General features: G+C 35.6%; 16 protein-coding genes. 7 read left to right on the top strand and 9 right to left on the bottom strand.

Features of this window, described 5'->3' with window-relative positions:
* Positions 1 to 11: 11 nt before the first annotated feature.
* The 3 genes from JL102_RS15955 to JL102_RS15945 all read right to left on the bottom strand — a co-directional run bounded on the left by JL102_RS15955 (position 12) and on the right by JL102_RS15945 (position 3044).
* Entirely contained in the window at positions 12 to 662 is a 651-nt protein-coding gene (locus tag JL102_RS15955; protein ID WP_202245425.1) for an SDR family oxidoreductase, read from the bottom strand.
* A 151-nt stretch (positions 663 to 813) separates the two neighbouring features.
* Positions 814 to 1938 (bottom strand): aldo/keto reductase, encoded by a 1125-nt coding sequence (locus JL102_RS15950; protein ID WP_202245424.1) that lies wholly within the window; start codon positions 1936 to 1938, stop codon positions 814 to 816.
* Positions 1939 to 2126: 188 nt separating this feature from the next.
* Positions 2127 to 3044, bottom strand: a complete 918-nt coding sequence (locus JL102_RS15945; RefSeq protein ID WP_202245423.1) for a DUF5655 domain-containing protein — start codon at positions 3042 to 3044, stop codon at positions 2127 to 2129.
* A gap of 1118 nt (positions 3045 to 4162) precedes the next feature.
* Here JL102_RS15945 and JL102_RS15940 point away from each other — a divergent pair.
* Complete coding sequence (locus JL102_RS15940; protein ID WP_202245422.1) at positions 4163 to 5752, top strand: hypothetical protein; 1590 nt, start codon at positions 4163 to 4165, stop codon at positions 5750 to 5752.
* A gap of 275 nt (positions 5753 to 6027) precedes the next feature.
* The gene (locus tag JL102_RS15935; RefSeq protein ID WP_202245421.1) at positions 6028 to 6366 is read left to right on the top strand and encodes a zinc ribbon domain-containing protein YjdM; all 339 of its coding nucleotides are present in this window, start codon (positions 6028 to 6030) and stop codon (positions 6364 to 6366) included.
* A gap of 39 nt (positions 6367 to 6405) precedes the next feature.
* Here JL102_RS15935 and JL102_RS15930 read toward each other — a convergent pair whose 3' ends face one another.
* Positions 6406 to 7440 carry an LLM class flavin-dependent oxidoreductase gene (locus JL102_RS15930; RefSeq protein WP_202245478.1) on the bottom strand — a complete coding sequence of 345 codons (1035 nt, stop codon included), beginning with the start codon at positions 7438 to 7440 and terminating at the stop codon, positions 6406 to 6408.
* Between the two features lie 190 nt (positions 7441 to 7630).
* On the opposite strand from JL102_RS15930, the gene JL102_RS15925 reads away from it, so the two are divergent.
* Entirely contained in the window at positions 7631 to 8839 is a 1209-nt protein-coding gene (locus JL102_RS15925) for a GAF domain-containing sensor histidine kinase (RefSeq protein WP_202245420.1), read from the top strand.
* Between the two features lie 249 nt (positions 8840 to 9088).
* Here JL102_RS15925 and JL102_RS15920 read toward each other — a convergent pair whose 3' ends face one another.
* Both JL102_RS15920 and JL102_RS15915 read right to left on the bottom strand, forming a co-directional pair.
* Positions 9089 to 9658, bottom strand: coding sequence for an outer membrane beta-barrel protein (locus JL102_RS15920; protein ID WP_202245419.1), 570 nt, complete (start codon positions 9656 to 9658; stop codon positions 9089 to 9091).
* 334 nt (positions 9659 to 9992) lie between these two features.
* On the bottom strand, positions 9993 to 11108 hold the full coding sequence (locus JL102_RS15915; RefSeq protein ID WP_202245418.1) for an L-dopachrome tautomerase-related protein: 1116 nt from the start codon (positions 11106 to 11108) through the stop codon (positions 9993 to 9995).
* A gap of 237 nt (positions 11109 to 11345) precedes the next feature.
* Between JL102_RS15915 and JL102_RS15910 the strand changes: the two genes are divergently transcribed.
* The 4 genes from JL102_RS15910 (at position 11346) to JL102_RS15895 (ending at position 14903) form a co-directional block, all read left to right on the top strand.
* Positions 11346 to 11669, top strand: coding sequence for an ArsR/SmtB family transcription factor (locus JL102_RS15910; protein ID WP_202245417.1), 324 nt, complete (start codon positions 11346 to 11348; stop codon positions 11667 to 11669).
* 45 nt (positions 11670 to 11714) lie between these two features.
* Positions 11715 to 12602 (top strand): arsenite methyltransferase, encoded by an 888-nt coding sequence (locus tag JL102_RS15905; protein WP_202245416.1) that lies wholly within the window; start codon positions 11715 to 11717, stop codon positions 12600 to 12602.
* Positions 12603 to 12611: 9 nt separating this feature from the next.
* A complete protein-coding gene (locus JL102_RS15900; RefSeq protein ID WP_202245415.1) occupies positions 12612 to 13232 on the top strand; it encodes a low molecular weight phosphatase family protein in 621 nt (206 codons plus the stop codon).
* 66 nt (positions 13233 to 13298) lie between these two features.
* Positions 13299 to 14903 carry a tetratricopeptide repeat protein gene (locus JL102_RS15895; RefSeq protein ID WP_202245414.1) on the top strand — a complete coding sequence of 535 codons (1605 nt, stop codon included), beginning with the start codon at positions 13299 to 13301 and terminating at the stop codon, positions 14901 to 14903.
* Positions 14904 to 14908: 5 nt separating this feature from the next.
* Here the strand turns inward: JL102_RS15895 and JL102_RS15890 are convergent, their stop codons facing one another.
* From JL102_RS15890 to JL102_RS15880, 3 genes are all read right to left on the bottom strand, one after another.
* A complete protein-coding gene (locus JL102_RS15890) occupies positions 14909 to 15613 on the bottom strand; it encodes a hypothetical protein (RefSeq protein ID WP_202245413.1) in 705 nt (234 codons plus the stop codon).
* 49 nt (positions 15614 to 15662) lie between these two features.
* Entirely contained in the window at positions 15663 to 16100 is a 438-nt protein-coding gene (locus JL102_RS15885; RefSeq protein ID WP_202245412.1) for a hypothetical protein, read from the bottom strand.
* A 415-nt stretch (positions 16101 to 16515) separates the two neighbouring features.
* Entirely contained in the window at positions 16516 to 17103 is a 588-nt protein-coding gene (locus JL102_RS15880) for an HD domain-containing protein (RefSeq protein ID WP_237390617.1), read from the bottom strand.
* Between the last annotated feature and the right edge of the window lie 8 nt (positions 17104 to 17111).

The raw sequence follows: 17111 nt of genomic DNA, 5'->3' as shown, positions 1-17111 counted from the left end.
AATTGAATGGATTAAACGGCTGCTATTGCTTCCTTAATCTCATTTTCTCCATTATTGAATTCAATCACTTTGCCTATTGTGTTATGTTGCTGTAGAGCAGCTAAAATTACTTCAGCCACATCTTCTCTCTTCACGCTTTCTGCAGACATAGGATCTTGCAAGGTAATCTTACCTGTTCCGTCACCATCTTTAAGCATACCAGGTCTTACAATAGTATAATCAAGGCCGATATTTTTTAAAGTTCTATCTGCAAAGTATTTTGCCACATAATAAGGCTTTATACCGCTTTTATCCCAGAAAGAACGATCATCTGCACCCAAGGCACTTACCATAACAAATCTTTTCACGCCTTTAGCTTTAGCCGCTTCCATGGCTTTTACGGCACCATCCAAGTCTACCGTTAAAGTCTTATCCTGTCCTGTACTTCCTCCAGAACCTGCGGCGAAAACAACTCCATCAAGCCCTTCCACGGCTTTTTCTATATCTTCAACCTCACCTTCCAGGCTCACCAACTTAGTGTCTACTCCTAAGTCTTCAAAATAGCTCTTCTGCTCATCCTTTCTGATCATGGCTACGGGGGTGAAATCTCCAGTATCCTTCATTTTATTCGTCAAAATCTTCCCTATCTGTCCGTTCGCACCTATTATCAGTATCTTCTTCATTTCAATCTATATTTATTTTATATCTATTTAGTCTATACACTTAATTAACACGTGAAAAAGACTTATGTTCCTAAGAACATTACTCTTTTAACTAAAAAAGGCTAAAACATAAATGCCTTAGCCTTAATTAAATATGTTCAATAAATGTCTCTTAACTCAATAGTGGAGCCTTCTCAGCGATGAGACCTTCCTTTTTCATTTCAGCCCAAAAATCTAGCGGTATCTTCACCTTCATAGACTCCACATTTTCCTTCGGCTGATTTGCCTTTCTCGCTCCTGGTATTACACTAGAAACCTGCTTAGGGGCCGCACAAAACTGTAGCGCAGCTGTGCGAAGATCTATTCCATGAGCTTTGGCTATCTTTTCCATCTTGGCTCTTTTTTCTTTGAACCCTTCAGGTATTTTTGGCCCATAATTATACCGATCTGCCCCTGCTAAAAAGCCATTATTGAGCGGTGAGCCTACTACTATAGAGTTGCCACTTTTCTCAATAGCGGGAAACAATTTCTCTAAAGACTCTTCATGATCCATTAAGGTATATTGACAAGCAGCCAAATGCACATCCGGATCACTTACTTCCAGCGCTTTCAAAATAGGAGGCAGCGTGTTCACACCCATACCCCAACCTTTTATAATGCCCTCTTCACGCATTTTCACTAGTTCTGGCATTGCTCCCTTAGCCGCCTGATCAAAGTACTGCGTCCAGTTATCTTTCATATCTCCATTATCAGGAGAAAGATCATGAATAAAAACAATGTCTATTGATGATATTCCTAACCTCTGCAAACTATCTTCCACTGATCGACGAGTGGCTGAAGCAGAATAGTCGTACTTGTAATCAAAAGAATCTGGCTGAGCCCACTGAGTCTTAGCTGGTTTAGGTGCAGCAGTAAGTATCCTGCCAATTTTTGTAGAAATTACATACTCTTCCCTAGGCTTTCGGTGCAATAAATGGCCGAAACGTCTTTCGCTGAGCCCCAAACCATACCATGGTGAAGTATCATAATAGCGCAGGCCTGACTCCCAGGCATTCTCCAAAGTGAGTCGTGCCTCCTCATCTGTTACCAAAAGGCCACTGGTGCCGCCAAGTGGTGCACCACCCAATCCAAAACTAAAAGGAGGACGGTACTTCCCACCTGCTGTTCTATCAGAAGGGTTAGACATAAAACCTAAACTCTCTAAATTTACCTTACCATTGGCCATTATATAAGGAGATACTGCCATTGCTGCTGCTCCGGCAGTTGCTCTATTTACAAATTTTCTTCTCGTTATCATATCCTTTGATTTAGTCAAATAATATCAATCTGTATTAATCCTGTAACAAGAAGATAGAGGTTTTGTCCTTGAAAAAGTTGAGATTCTTAGATGATTTAATGAGAATGGGTAAATGTTTCCTGCCCTTTTGCCTTTATAGATGTACATTCTTTCAGAATGCTATATTTAGATTAAAATAAAAATAATGCCTATTTATGATGATTATAAGCTTGTTTAACACAGCTCATCATGTAGTCTAAATCACTTTCGGGAGTGATAACAGCTTCATAATCTCCAATACCCCAGTGTCCTATTTCCGAAACATCTCTGAACATGTGCTTAGGGTCATCAAGTAGTCCTTTTTTCAGATTAATCCTCAACCTTAACTTCGTTTTTTGAATCTCAAAGTCAGTAATTAAACGTTTCTCCAATTTAAAGCCTATGTACTGCTTAACTGGGTTAATTTCCACATTATCAAATTCAAGAATACGATCTTTAATACTAAGTGCCAACTCTCTAATCTCGGAATTGGCTTTTTGATAGTGATCTTCTTCTGTAAATACTATTATCTCTCTGCTCACATCTTGCATTCGCTCATCAGAAGATGCAGCTGTAATAGCTTTCACACTTTCCTGACTGCTAGGTTTGTGCTGATTTAAAGCTATCGTAGCATTTGAATATTGTTTGATTTCCCACAACTCAAAAGGCAAGTCTTTAAACTCTATACTTTGCTTCTGATAAGGAGTGAACTGAGGGGAAATAAAGATCACTCTGGATTGACTCCAATCCACATCATTACGTTTTAAAGGCTTACCGGTCTGCTCCTGGTATTCAAGAATAAAATCAGCTTTATTATTCAGCATTAAGGATAGATAAGAATAACCCTGATCTATTACAGAGTAGTTTTTAACTTTTTTATATTCAATAATCACAAAGGAATTGGTTTGATTATCAAATGAAAGAGTATCTATCCTTAGCTTATTAAGCTTAAACTCACTCTTAACAAACTCCAAATTAAAAAGTAATTGCAAATTTTGCTCTACCAGCTCCTGAATATCCTTTTCGAGCTTGAAGGGTATATGCTTAACTTCTTCTAAAGAATTATTATTGATTTTATAAAGATCCATTTACTAATTATTCAACATGTAATTCGTGACAATAATACCAGAAGTATTAGACTATTTCACATAAAAACATTCTTCAAACACCTATTACTAACATCCCTATATATAAAAATCGGCATCACTGCTAGCTATTTCGTTATAGCTATTTACATAAAAGAAAAGCCTGACAACTCCGTAGAATTATCAGGCTTTTCTTTGACTACAATAAGATTAATATCTCTCATAAGGTAAATCTTATATCAAATTCTATACCCTAGCCAGACATATTGCCGATGTTTGCAGTTTCAAAAGTCCTCCATTCTCAGTTATATCGCTATTCCTTAATCAATTGAAGCTATATTTGGTCATCCTTAAATACATTTATCAATAAACCTTATAGCAATTGCTTTAACTCGGTATGATGCTACAACAACAGGAGTAGTATACCAATAAAAATGGCAAGTTGCGGAAATTTAGAAATAGTCATTGCTTTTATTAATCGGACCATATTGGGCTAGACTTTCCCGCAACCAAAGACTAAAGCCGAGAATCTTGTACGATGCAACTGATTAGAATGTTTTATAATTATAGATCTTCAGCCATTAATCACATTCTATTCTCTGCCATCAAACTTGTAGCCATGACTATCATTTTATTATCGACAGCATAGCATTAATTAGTTCATCCTGCTCCCAACATTGTAACTCTTGATATATAAACGATTCGTTCAATATTTCCTATTTTCGAAATATGGTGTATGCGATGGTCTGATCCAAAAAACTTTAGAAATTCGATTCGTGTAAAGCTATGTTGTAAATAATTGTATTATACAACCAATGAAATTCTCTTATACAACCTGCGATCAGAGTAATTATCACTCTAAATATTACTATCTGTTTTGAAACTCTCAGCAATGATTATTCTAATCATTTGGTTTAACATTAAAATATATTCACAATACCAAAAGGTGATTTTGTGAAAATTTTAAATATTTTGTTTGAATTGAGTTATAAAAACAGCAGAAATGGTATGCCCTTGCACAAAACTTGTCTCTAATCTAATAAATTTTTGAATTTAGACTCATTAAAATTTAAAACCTAATGTCCTAAGCATGAGGTTGCTGTTTTAAGACATCCTCTTGTATGTATGAAAAGCAATTTAGAACTACTTCAAAAATATATTTTATCATTTTATTTTTAAATAAAAAAACTAATTTTAAGCCTAAAAACAATAATTATTCTATAATGAAAAATATTTACACAATCTTATTTTGCTTTTTAATTTTATGTGCATGTAGAGAAGATAATGAATTGGCAAATTTTGATTCTTCAAATGCGAATAGTTTCAATTATAAGTTCGAATCAATCTCTGGAGTACTAGCGGATTTAATGAAAGATTCAAATGTCAGAAAATACATGAAAAAGCGATCTTTAGAAAAATTTGATGGAGATTATAATGTTTTATTTCAAGATTTGTTATCAGTATCAACATTAACAGGGGAGACGGTAAAGCAAAAACTTAATAAAGAAAATCCTCAAATTTTAAGTGCTATTATGACTCAACCCTTATTAACATTACTTGTGCCAAGTTTACATAAATTTTCTGCCGATAATTGGGATACTGAAAATGACCCTCTGCCACTTATTGCTTTTTCAAAAGAAAATAATGAGATCTATTATACCGCTGCAGATGGGTTTTCCTTTACACAATCTATAGAATTTCGACCAACCTTTCCAGTTATTATTTTAAAACAAAATGAGAATTTAGTTTTATCTCATAACGCACAGAATAATATGATGTCGTATAATTCAAACGATTTCAATTATTCATATATTACAAATCCTTTAGTTGATATAAGAGATAATTACAACAGCAATAAAAGGGAAATGCTTCAACCTGATCCCAAAGTATTAGCTGCGTATACTAAAGCACTGAATAATCCAACCTGCAACACATGCTACCAAAAAGATTACATTTATTATGATATATCTCCATCTGATGAGATTAATAGAGGGGAATTTAATAAAAATTACACAGAAGCTATTACCTCTTTGAAGGTTGAGAGTTATAATGTTTTAGAAACAATAACTGACGACTGGACTGAAGGTAATTTAGAACTGCATTTTAATATTTTTTTTATAGGTGCTTCTGATCAGCTATCAGTTACGACAAAGACTTTTATCTTAGATCCTGAAAATTTATATAATACAGAATATGAAACTATTTGCAAGGAATTTCCTTTTCCAATTCCAGGAAAAGAATATTGCTTTGAAAAAGAGGTAGAGAAAGTAGCTATTGAATATATTTTTAATCCAGCGATTCAAATTGTACCATGGGATATGCAATTATATGGAGATAGATGGCACATACAAGTTGAAGAATATGATCCTTCAACTCAAATTACCAGAACTGTTTCTGCAGAAACAACTAAAGGAAGTAATTTTGAAGCAGAAGTAGGGGCCGATATTTTTAAAATTGTTAAGATTGGTGCGGGTCTTGGCTCAAACTCAACGTCAACTAAAAGTTCTAATATGCAGGTAACTTATACTACAGAGTCTGATCAATTAGGAAGCATTATTCATACTTGGTACAACCCCGTAATTACTGCATATGACCCTTTAATGATTGATGTACCTCCCTTAGGTCAACTTCCAATACCAAAATGGGAAGGCTTTGTACAATCAACTGGTACTGTAGTAGTAGGTATTGAAACTCTACGTACTAGCAAATAAATAATTTCATTTACTATCCTACGGATATAAATAATAATGGACTATCACCATATCCCTGTCTAAACTTTAAACATTATTAAATAATGTTCAAAGTTTAGGCTAATAGTAATGAGTAAACACGAGATAGAGGAATTAAAGTAAAAAGAACTTAATCTATTATTAAACCATAATCCTTACATTGAACGCACCTCCAAGACCAGGAAAGCACATTCGCTTCATTCAAGATTCTTATCTTCCAATTATTTCAGTAGATTTGCGCTCCTAATTTTTATAACATGTCTGAAACAAACACTTGCCCTGAATGTAAGTCACCGTTTGGTTACTCTACCGGTGTATTAATGATGTGTCCCGAATGTGGCCACGAGTGGAACCCAGAAGAAGCTGCAGCTGAGACTGCTGGCCCGGTAGTGAAAGATGCCAACGGCAATCTTCTACAAGATGGTGATGATGTAGTTATCGCTAAAGACCTGCCAGTTAAAGGGGCACCAAAGCCTATTAAAGCTGGTACTAAAGTAAAAAACATCCGATTAGTGGATGGTGATCATAACATTGATTGCAAAGTGGATGGTTTCGGAGCTATGGCTCTTAAGTCTGAATTTGTAAAGAAAGCTTAGGCTTTTCTTTTTTGAGATATACTCTAAGGCATTGAACTCTTAAGATTTCAATGCCTTTTTTACTTCTGGCACCACCACCGTCCCCAACAGTTCTATCGCTCTCATCATTTTGTCATGAGGCATAGTACCAACGCTAAGATGCATAAGAAAACGAGTGATACCGAGTAATTCACGCTCCATGAGTATTTTATCTATCACTTGCTGCGGGTCTCCCACTAATAAAGACCCCCTTGCAGACCTGGAAACTTCATACTGCTGTCTGGTAATGGGCGGCCAGCCTCTTTCACTCCCTATTTGGTTCATCATTACAGCATAAGGCCCAAAGAAATCATCAGCGGCTTTCTTGCTATCATCACCTATAAAACCATGAGAATGAACAGCCATCTGTAATTGATTGAGATCATGCCCTGCTTCTTGGTACGCTTGACGATAAAGCTCTGCCAATGGAGCAAAATGCTCTGGCATACCTCCGATTATAGCCAATGCCAGTGGCAACCCCATATTAGCAGCTCTAATAACTGACTCTGGCGTACCTCCTACTGCCACCCAAATTGGCAACTTCTTCTGATAAGGCCTGGGATATACACCTCTATTGTGAATTGGAGGCCGATGCTTGCCCGACCATGTTATCATTTCATTTTCATTGAGCTGATTTAACAGGTCTAGTTTTTCTGAAAAGAGAGAATCATACTCATGCAAATTATTTCCAAATAAAGGAAAGGACTCGGTAAAAGAACCTCTTCCTGCCATCAGCTCAGCCCTACCTTTACTCAATAAATCTACATGAGCAAACTGCTGAAATACCCTCACAGGATCATCTGAACTAATCACTGATACTGCACTAGATAGTTTAATTTGCTTGGTCTTAACCGCGGCTGCCGCTAATACTGTGGCGGGTGATGAAACTATAAAATCTGGCCTATGATGCTCTCCTATTGCGTATACATCTAACCCTACCTGATCAGCCAGCTCAATTTCCTCCATCAAATTTGAGAGCCTTACTTCCGGACTCAGCATTTTACCACTTTCAGGATCTTTCGTATTCTCAGCAAAGGTGCTTATCCCTATTTCCATCTTCATATAAAACTTAACTCTTAAAACTTATATAAATAGCCACAATATTTCTCAAAAGCTTAATTCAATAAAATATTCATTCATATATAACTTAAACTAAACTCAAATGAGTTATCCAAAAATACTTTTAAATTTTGATTTCGTGCTTTATTTATATAGAATTGTACACTACAACCACTGCCGGGGTAATATGATTAACAATTCAGAAAAGGAAATTAAAAGGGTTGAAGCTCTTGAAAAATTTAAAATTCTGGATACATCCAAGGAAACTGACTATGACAACATTACATACCTTGCTTCCATTATCTGTCAAGCTCCAATAGCTCTCATTTCTTTTGTAGATAAAGAAAGACAATGGTTTAAATCCACTTATGGTCTCTCTATCAAAGAGACACCTCGGAATTATTCCTTTTGCACGCATACTATAAGTAGTGCACAAGAACTTTTTATTATCGAAGATTCACGGAATGATGTTCGTTTTAAGAACAATCCTATTACTACCCACTACCCTGAAGCTATTTTTTATGCTGGTGTGCCTCTTGTAACTCATGATGGGCACATTTTAGGAACCATTTGCATTATAGATAATAAAAAGCGAACACTTACTGAAGAGCAAAAAACAGCCCTTAAAATGCTCTCAAGAAATGTAATGAAACTCTTAGAGCTGAGACAGAAAAATCTAGAGTTAGAAGCTGTAAAAACTCATCTAGAAAACCGAAATGAAGATTTGGAGAGCTTTGCTATGGTCGTTACTCATGATATAAAATCTCCACTTACCAATATACTACTCAGTCATGATTTACTTCTGAATTCTGACAAATCTAGTTTGCCAGAAGAAATCAGAGAGCTAATTAAGTTCAGTAATAATGCTGCAAAAAAGCTTAAACTATTAGTTGATGGTATTTTGGGGTATTATAAAAATGAAAATGATGCCTCTTCTTATAAATCTATTTTACTAACCGAATATTTCGACAGCTTAAACTCCTCCATACAGCCAGAAATTGGTCTTGAAATAAATTTTCATATCAATCACCCTGACAAAAGAATCTATTTTAACCGTACTAAGCTGGACCAAATATTCCTCAACCTAATTAACAATAGCATTAGGTATAATGATAAAGATGAAATTAAAATTGAAATAGGCCACCATGAAGATGATAATTTTTATCATTTTTATGTAAAAGATAACGGCCCTGGAATACCGGAAAAGGACTATGAATCTATATTCAACCTGTTTAAAACGGCATCGCATAAAGATCGCTTTGGAGTGAAAGGTTCTGGTATAGGCTTACCCACAGTAAAAAAGATTATTGAAAATACAGGTGGTTCTATCACTGTAGACTCTAAACTAGGTGAAGGAACTTCCTTTTCTTTCTCTATAAAGAAAATTGCTATTTAATTAACTAGTTGGTATATGAATCAGCTACCTTCCTGAAAGAAGATACTTTCATTATGCAAAGACCTCTACAGAGCAAATGATACCTTGAGACTCTTCCTAGAAGTCATCATAGCTCATTTATCAAACTGTCAGAAGCCTTTCTTCTAACATATATGTTTAATCTAGATCTGTCCATAGGTGATTAAAAACTCAACTCAAACGGACGCTAAAAGATGCCATTCCAAGATTAGGATCTCTAAAGTATAATACTTAGTGACCGTCCTTAATTCCAGAAAGTTTATAAGAAATTCCAATATTTATCAAAAATCCTACATGCCGTAATTTATCACTATTCAAGTCAATTCTCTTTAAACTTTTCTGATAACCTATATTAAGATCACTTGAAATTTTATCAGAAAAATGCTTACCCACTCCTATTCGAATTTTTCCAGATACATCAAATTTGTCAACCTGATCATATAGATTGGTATTCCATTGTTGAAGATCAGATTTTACTTCTGATTGAATAAGTACAGCAGGGAGAACACCGATATCAGTGAAAAAATAGAAGTTTTTTCCATACTTAATGCCAAAATAAATCGGGAGATTAACATAGTTAAATTCCTGTTTTACCTTCTCAACTCCGACTGCTTCTCCATTTTCATTGGTCATGAAAAAATCATACTTATCTCCATTTTGGATAAATCCAAGACCTGTACCTATGTAGAAATATGGAGATATTTTTCGAATATAATTGAAATCAATCTTTACCCCCTTTTTCTTCTCATTGTTAATTTCAGACTCATAAGTAATATCTGTTTTAGCAATCCCAAAATTCATTTTTATTTCATGATCTTGCGAGTGAGAAATATAAGGGAGCATGAAACACGCGATTATTGCTAAGTATTTAATAGGCATAAAAAAATAGCATAATTTTTATCATTAATTAAATTTTACAACTGTTATATTAATATGCTGATGGCCCAAATTCAACATCAGATTAAACTCATTATTGTATCAAAAAAATTTACTTTTAATTAACCAGAAGTCCATCAGTTATTCAATACTCAAGCTTTTACCTTATTTTCACCAATTAGAGAGAGTATGAACCCATTTTTTCTCAATGTATAAAAGCACCATTAAAGGTGCTATTCTTATATTGATTATAGAATTTCTAGAGCTTGACTTTATTCAGTGAGAAGGTCATTTTATCAACCTCTCCGTTCACTTCGTGCAGCCTGCTATTAGTATAAAAAAGGTATCCATTATAAATACTGAAGGTGTCAGCCCACCTTACCTTGTCTCCCTCATACAGGGTTTTCATTTCTTTTTCAGGTGTTACGTAGTTGATTTTATGATGCTCCAAATCGGCCAGGTAAAGATTTCCATCAGCTCCTAGAATCATGCCATCTGGCGCAGAAGTATCCATCACTTCCACTACCGCCGCCTCTATTTCCTCTTCAGAACCATTTATCAGTACATCAGTAGGCACTTGATATAAACTGTAACCTGAAAGTGCATGATAATACAGCAACCCTTTGGCTTCATCTAAAGCAATACCATCAGAGCTTACCGCTCTTTCCCATTGTTTGCCATCTATAGTGAGATGATCTACCTCTGCAGATGTAGACTCGTGATTATCTAGCACTCGCTTACTTTCACCAGTAGCCATATTATAAAGAATAAGACCTGCGTGACCTGAGTCGGTCATATAAATCATTTGATTTTTCTCATCAATTCTTAAATCATTGGTATATGAATCAGAATGATAGGCCTCTTCAGAAAGCAGAAATATATCCGCTAACTGATTAGTATTTAAATCAAATACAAAAATTCTGGGAGTACTTAAAACCCCTTTAAACTGTACATTTCTGGTATCTAACACATACAGTTTATCGCCTTTAGCCACTACAGACTGTACCGCTATAAAAACTGAATCTGATTGCTCCCCGCCAATTTCCCACTGGTTCCATTCTTCATTAGGATATGGTGTAGAACTGCCATCATCAGACACCTCTCTCACGGCATATTTAACATTTTCTCTCCATCTGGGAAAGTTTACAAATATTCTGCCGTGGTCAGTAACCGTAACACCTGTAACTTGCTGCCCTTCAAATTCAGCCACTTGTACAAATGATTCTTCATGCTTAACGCTATCTTCGGTAATTGTATCTTCAGCCGGCTCTTCAGAGGCTTCTTTCTTTTCAGGAGAGCAGCCACCAAAAAAAGTGGCCAAGCCTAATGCCAGTCCCAATCCGTAATTTAAATAGGTTGATTTCTTATTATCCATATGCTTTCTTTGAGTTGGTTAAATTGGTTTAACAAGCACAAGATTACAGTTTTCTAGGAGCACGTAAAATTCAGAGGCTATTAATTATACTGCAACAAGTTGATTTATCTGAATTCCAAACAAATACTTTTATGAGGCAGTAAAATCATTATGTTTAGAACATAAATTTTACGCAGATGAATATTCATTTTGATATCACAAAACTTTTATCGTAATATTGCGATATACAATTATACTATGGGGATTACAAAGGCAGATTTATTTTCAGAAGTACAAAACGAGATGGCCGCTGTAGCTAAAGCCTTTTCTCACCCAGCCAGGGTAGCTATTATAGAGCATTTGATTAAGGCTAACGCCTGCATTAATAGCGACTTGGTACAAGAACTGGGCTTAGCACAAGCAACCATTAGCCAGCATTTGAGGGAATTAAAAGAAATAGGCATTATTCAAGGCACCATAGAAGGTTCCCGAATGAACTATTGCATTAATCCTGGACGCTGGAAGCAAGTACAAGCACAATTCAACACCTTATTTGATCAATTTAAGGGTTCGTGCTGTTAAAAAAATTTCAAAACACTAATCGTAATATTGCAATAACATTTTATTATGAAAACTGAAGAACAACTAAAAAGCGAAGTGAGAGAAAAATACTCTCAAATAGCAGAGCAAAACATTGCTGTAAACGCCTCTTCTTGCTGTGGAGCTACTCCATCATCAAAAGAAGTATATAACATTATGACTGATGATTACTCAGAAACTGATGGTTATATTGCCGATGCCGATCTTGGGCTTGGCTGCGGACTCCCCACCCAATTTGCCCAGATTCAAAAAGGAGACACTGTGATTGATCTCGGCTCAGGAGCTGGAAATGACTGCTTTGTAGCCAGACATGAAACAGGAGCGGAAGGTAAGGTAATAGGCATAGACTTTACCCCGGCCATGATTAAAAAAGCTAGAATTAACGCGGACAAGCTGGGCTATAACAATGTTGAATTTAGAGAAGGAGACATTGATGACATGCCGGTTAATGATGACATAGCTGATGTAATAGTGAGCAACTGCGTACTTAACCTGGTACCTAACAAACCAAAAGTCATTAAAGAAATATTCAGAGCTTTAAAACCTGGTGGCCACTTCAGCATTTCTGATATAGTACTTGTGGGTGAGCTGCCGCCCGCACTACAAAACGACGCCGAAATGTATGCTGGTTGTGTTTCTGGAGCCATTCAGAAAGAAATGTATTTGAAACATATTGAAGACGCCGGCTTCTCAAACATCACTATACAAAAAGAAAAAGCCATTTCTATTCCTACTGATATTTTAGCCAAATATTTGAATGAAACAGAAATTGAGGAATTTAATAATGGAGGTACAGGCATTTACAGTATTACCGTATTTGCACAGAAACCAGGGAATAAAAAAATCGATAAAATAAAAGTAAGCTTGGCCGAACTTCAGCAAAATAGCTGCACCCCAGGTTCTGGCTGTTGTTAAATAATAGCGATGAATAAAGATTTAATATATGCTGATCTAAGAGCAACTGTGGAGGACATTTTAAAACTTTCCATAGCTGCTCCTAGATTGAAAGTACTCAGAGAGGTCAGCGATTATATACAAAAGAAAATTGATGAGAAAGAAAAAGTACAGCTCAATTTTATATGTACTCATAACTCGCGAAGAAGTCAATTTTCTCAAATTTGGGCACAGACTGCAGCATTTTATTACAACCTGCCTATTAGCTGTTTCTCTGGCGGCATTGAAGTTACCGCCTTTAACCCAAGAGCGGTAAAAGCCATTGAGAAAGCAGGATTCAAAATCAACTCAGGGCACGGCAATAATCCTTTTTACGAGGTGAGCTACTCTTCCGAATCACAACCTATAATAGCCTACTCCAAGCTATACAACACACCTGAAGAGGGAAAAAGTAATTTCGCTGCCATTTTAACCTGCTCTCACGCCGAAGAAAACTGCCCTTTCATTCCTCTCGCAGATCAAAGAATATCATTAAAATATACTGACCCAAAAGCTTTTGATGACACCTCTGAAGAAGAAAAAGAATATATAGAAACCAGTACAAAAATTGCGTCTGAAATTTTTTTCATATTTTCGCAAATTAATCAGTAAGCCAATCAACCTATACCAGGTATAACAGACAGGATTTATACCAATTATTCAACTTCTGTCGTGTAAATGCTAGTAGATAACATGAAGAAATATCTGGTACTTTTTATGATGCTTTATTGCATCACTTTTCTCTATGGACAGGATGTAAATGTGGATAGTCTAAAAGAGGCTTTAAACTCAAATCTTCCTGACAGCACGAGGTTTGCCACACTAAACGAATTGGCCTGGGAGGGCTACCTATTCACCATACCTGATAGCTCTTGCTACTATGCAAAACTTCACTTTTCATTTGCCAAACAAATAGGCAACAAGCAACAAATGGCTACCGCTCTCAATACATTGGGAACCGCTTATTACATGATGGGTGATTACGCTCGAGCGTCTCAGGAATTTTATAAAAGCCTGAAGATTAAAGAAGACATTCATGACATAAAAGGAATGGCTGCCACTCTGAATAATCTGGGCATGATCAACGATAGCCAAGATGATTTTGAAAGTGCCACTAAAAATTATCAATCTGCCATTGATCTAATCAATAGCTTACCAGACTTTCAAAATAATAAGGTGCTAAAAAAAGTATTAGTCGCCTCATATCAGAACTTAGCAGCAGTGTATGCCAATATGGAAAAACATGACCTGGCATTTTCCTATTTCAACAAGACACTTGAACTAACAGAAGCGCATGAGCTACCTAGAGAAAGAGCTTATGCATTGAGTAATATTGGTCAGATATACCTCACAAAAGACCAGCCCAATAAAGCTTTAGAGTACTATAGCAAAAGTTATCAAATCATCAGTCAGCTTCATGATCAAGTAGGTGTAACCCATGCTTTAAATGACTTTGCATACGCTTACTACGAACTCAAAAATTATGACAGTGCCATTTCTTTTGGACAAAGAGCACTAAAACAGGCTCAAAACATCAACTCAGCCATTGAAATAGAAGATGCAGCCGAAATACTTTATAAAAGCTACAAGCAACAATCAAAATATGACGATGCCTTAACTATGCTAGAGCTATATTCCAGCACAAAAGACTCACTGGAAAGCGCAAGAAACACTGAAGTAGTAGTAAACCAGCGATATAAATATCAGTATGAAAAACAAGCTGCAGCTGATAGCGCCGCCTTTGCAGCCCAAAAAGAAATGCATGAGTTGCTTATTTTCAAACAGGAAGAAAAGTTGAAGTCAGCAAAAATTCAACAATTTTTACTTCTCAGTTTATTAATATTATTAATCATTCTTATTGCCGTTAGCTACAAAGCTTACACTCGCATAAAAAATAGAAACAACATAATCGCACTCCAGAAGAAGAAATCAGATCAACAAAGAGATAAAATCGCTTATCAAAACCAACTCCTAGAAGAAAAGAATCAGGAAATCACAAAGTTTAACACTAACCTAGAATTATTGATTCATCAAAGAACTCAAGAGCTGAAGGCTTCATTAAAACAAATATCTCAATACCAGCACAATCTCGCGCATGATATCAGAGCACCATACACTACTTTGGTGGGCTTGCTGAATCTTTTTAATGATGAAAGAACTACTCACAAGCAAAAAGAAGAAATTATTGAACATCTAGAAAAAACCACAAAGAGTTTCTCTGTGGTTTTAAAGGATATCTCCCTACAGCTTAATGAGTTTGATAAGAAGATTGATGATAATTAATATCTTTAAAAGGTATACCCTAACCTGATTTGAGCTTCTGTAAATGCTCCCGCAGCAAATGAAAACCCATCCTTAGCAGGTTCTGGCTCTTCAAAATCTTCATAATTGCTTTTAAGCTTTACAGAAAGGTCTTTTCTGAAGCTAACACCATAACCAACCTCAGCCCCCAAGTATAATTTTTTTGCTACATAAAAATCAAATCCGGCAATGGCATTAAGTCCTACTCTAAAAAAGCCTCCTTCATTTATTATTTCATTGTAGTACACTGATTCCCCCTCTTGGAACTCGCCTTTCATCTTGGTCCTTCTATACATCAAGTCGACCTCTCCCCCAAAATAAGGAGACAATTTCTCAGTTCCTTTCAAGTGCTTTTCAAATCCTGGCTTCAGACTAATATCTAAATTAGAATTTCTACTTGCCAATTCCTTTAACCCCAAGTCATCATCCTCTTGCTGAGTAATGTCTTTACTAGTAACAAAACCTAGATTAGCTGTTAATCTAAAAGCTTTCCTTTCTGATTTAAACCACCTCATTTTTATTCCATTTATACTTATTGGATCATCTCCGAATGGAGCAAATTGAAGTTCAAGCGTTTTTTCACCTGCTATAGGCCTGAATTGAATCGTATCTTTTCCCTCTTCCGTACTGGCATCTTGCGCCCAAACACTAACTGATAGAAGCATTAAAAAAATCGGTATTATTTTTTTCATTTTGAATTAATCTATTGGGTTTATTAAAAGTTATAAATATTGTTTTTCATCAAGGTTTAACAGCAGTAGCCTTAACTCTGAAAATTTGTTGTGGCTCACAATTCCAATTCTCATCACAGTTTAGCTCATCAGTTATAGTTAGGTATTGAACTTCGTCTCTAGTGCCTAGTCTCCAAAAGATGCTTACACTATCTATAAGTATATCAGACGGACACAGCTCAATATACCCTGTAGTATCATCCAAATAAAATGAATATTGTCTGCTTGTAAGATCACCCCTATATCGCCTAACACTTAGCTGAATACCCTTATCTAAAAATTCTCCAGGTCTCCCCTTCTGATTATCTCCTAAAACAGTGTAAATCAAATGATTGATATGCTTCACTTTATATCCTGTTTCATTATTAGCTTGAGGGTCATCATCTTCTCCGCATGAAGAGAACAGTACGATCAGTAACAGAAGAATTAAAGCCTTATACCTTTTCATTTTTTAATTTTATTTAATTTTAAAAATAGCACCTACTATATATAAATAGTATAATATAGATAAGCTTAAATGTAATATTGAAATCAAATCAACAACCATGCATTAAACACGATTCCACTATTTAACTTCAAAAAATAAATAGGTTACAAAACTAAAAATCTGACAATTAAACAATTAAAAAAAAGACAATTAGTGCCAATTTTATTTCAAACCATTAAAGGTACTTCCTTAAGTATTTTAAAAAGGACTTAGAATAGAGAAGAAAATATAGATACAAAAAACTCTGGCAAAGACATATGAAATGATCAACATCTCCCTACAGCTTAATGAGTTTGATAAGAAGATTAATATTTAAATCAAAAAAAGGCTATTGGTTAAACTTTCTTAGCCACTGCCTTTTCCAACCTGCATTCCTTCATTTATTACGAATAATACCTTTCTCAGCACATTGCTGTACTTCTTCTTTGGTATATTCCCAAATAAAGTCAGAGCCATTTTCTATAACCCCGATTTTTTGAAAAATCCTTGATAGCTCTACATCATACTCTGCCCAGGTACCGCCTTGGTTGGATAAATTTTGTAAAACTGGCTCAAAGCGATCCAGAGTCTTGGCAAACTTAGCTTCTTTGGTTTCAGCTGCCTCAAATTCTCTCCAAATAGCTATAAACTCCTCAGCTTGATCCTCCGGCAACAATCCGAAAATTCTATTAGCTGCCACCAGTTCTTCTTCTGTATTCACATGATCTTTGCTGGTATCGTATAAAAAAGTGTCTCCAGCATCTATCTCTACAATATCATGAATGAGTACCATCTTTATTACTTTTAACAAATCCACCTCTTCATTGGCATGCTCTAGCAAAACCATAGCCATCATAGCGAGGTGCCAGCTGTGTTCCGCATCATTTTCATGACGATCACTATTAAATAGCTTAGTTTTTCTGGCGATATATTTCAGCTGATCAATCTGCTTTATAAACTCTATTTGCTTTAACAATCTTTCCATATTCATAA

The organism is Fulvivirga sediminis, from assembly GCF_016757215.1.
GTDB lineage: Bacteria > Bacteroidota > Bacteroidia > Cytophagales > Cyclobacteriaceae > Fulvivirga > Fulvivirga sediminis.
Note: the sequence above shows the minus strand (reverse complement) of the source record. Positions and strands in the feature narration are given on the sequence as shown.

Coding starts and splice junctions, on each gene's coding strand:
- JL102_RS15955 (WP_202245425.1), bottom strand. CDS start 662: ATGAAGAAGATACTGATAATAGGTGCGAACGGACAGATAGGGAAGATT.
- JL102_RS15950 (WP_202245424.1), bottom strand. CDS start 1,938: ATGATAACGAGAAGAAAATTTGTAAATAGAGCAACTGCCGGAGCAGCA.
- JL102_RS15945 (WP_202245423.1), bottom strand. CDS start 3,044: ATGGATCTTTATAAAATCAATAATAATTCTTTAGAAGAAGTTAAGCAT.
- JL102_RS15940 (WP_202245422.1), top strand. CDS start 4,163: ATGTATGAAAAGCAATTTAGAACTACTTCAAAAATATATTTTATCATT.
- JL102_RS15935 (WP_202245421.1), top strand. CDS start 6,028: ATGTCTGAAACAAACACTTGCCCTGAATGTAAGTCACCGTTTGGTTAC.
- JL102_RS15930 (WP_202245478.1), bottom strand. CDS start 7,440: ATGGAAATAGGGATAAGCACCTTTGCTGAGAATACGAAAGATCCTGAA.
- JL102_RS15925 (WP_202245420.1), top strand. CDS start 7,631: ATGATTAACAATTCAGAAAAGGAAATTAAAAGGGTTGAAGCTCTTGAA.
- JL102_RS15920 (WP_202245419.1), bottom strand. CDS start 9,658: ATGAATTTTGGGATTGCTAAAACAGATATTACTTATGAGTCTGAAATT.
- JL102_RS15915 (WP_202245418.1), bottom strand. CDS start 11,108: ATGGATAATAAGAAATCAACCTATTTAAATTACGGATTGGGACTGGCA.
- JL102_RS15910 (WP_202245417.1), top strand. CDS start 11,346: ATGGGGATTACAAAGGCAGATTTATTTTCAGAAGTACAAAACGAGATG.
- JL102_RS15905 (WP_202245416.1), top strand. CDS start 11,715: ATGAAAACTGAAGAACAACTAAAAAGCGAAGTGAGAGAAAAATACTCT.
- JL102_RS15900 (WP_202245415.1), top strand. CDS start 12,612: ATGAATAAAGATTTAATATATGCTGATCTAAGAGCAACTGTGGAGGAC.
- JL102_RS15895 (WP_202245414.1), top strand. CDS start 13,299: ATGCTAGTAGATAACATGAAGAAATATCTGGTACTTTTTATGATGCTT.
- JL102_RS15890 (WP_202245413.1), bottom strand. CDS start 15,613: ATGAAAAAAATAATACCGATTTTTTTAATGCTTCTATCAGTTAGTGTT.
- JL102_RS15885 (WP_202245412.1), bottom strand. CDS start 16,100: ATGAAAAGGTATAAGGCTTTAATTCTTCTGTTACTGATCGTACTGTTC.
- JL102_RS15880 (WP_237390617.1), bottom strand. CDS start 17,103: ATGGAAAGATTGTTAAAGCAAATAGAGTTTATAAAGCAGATTGATCAG.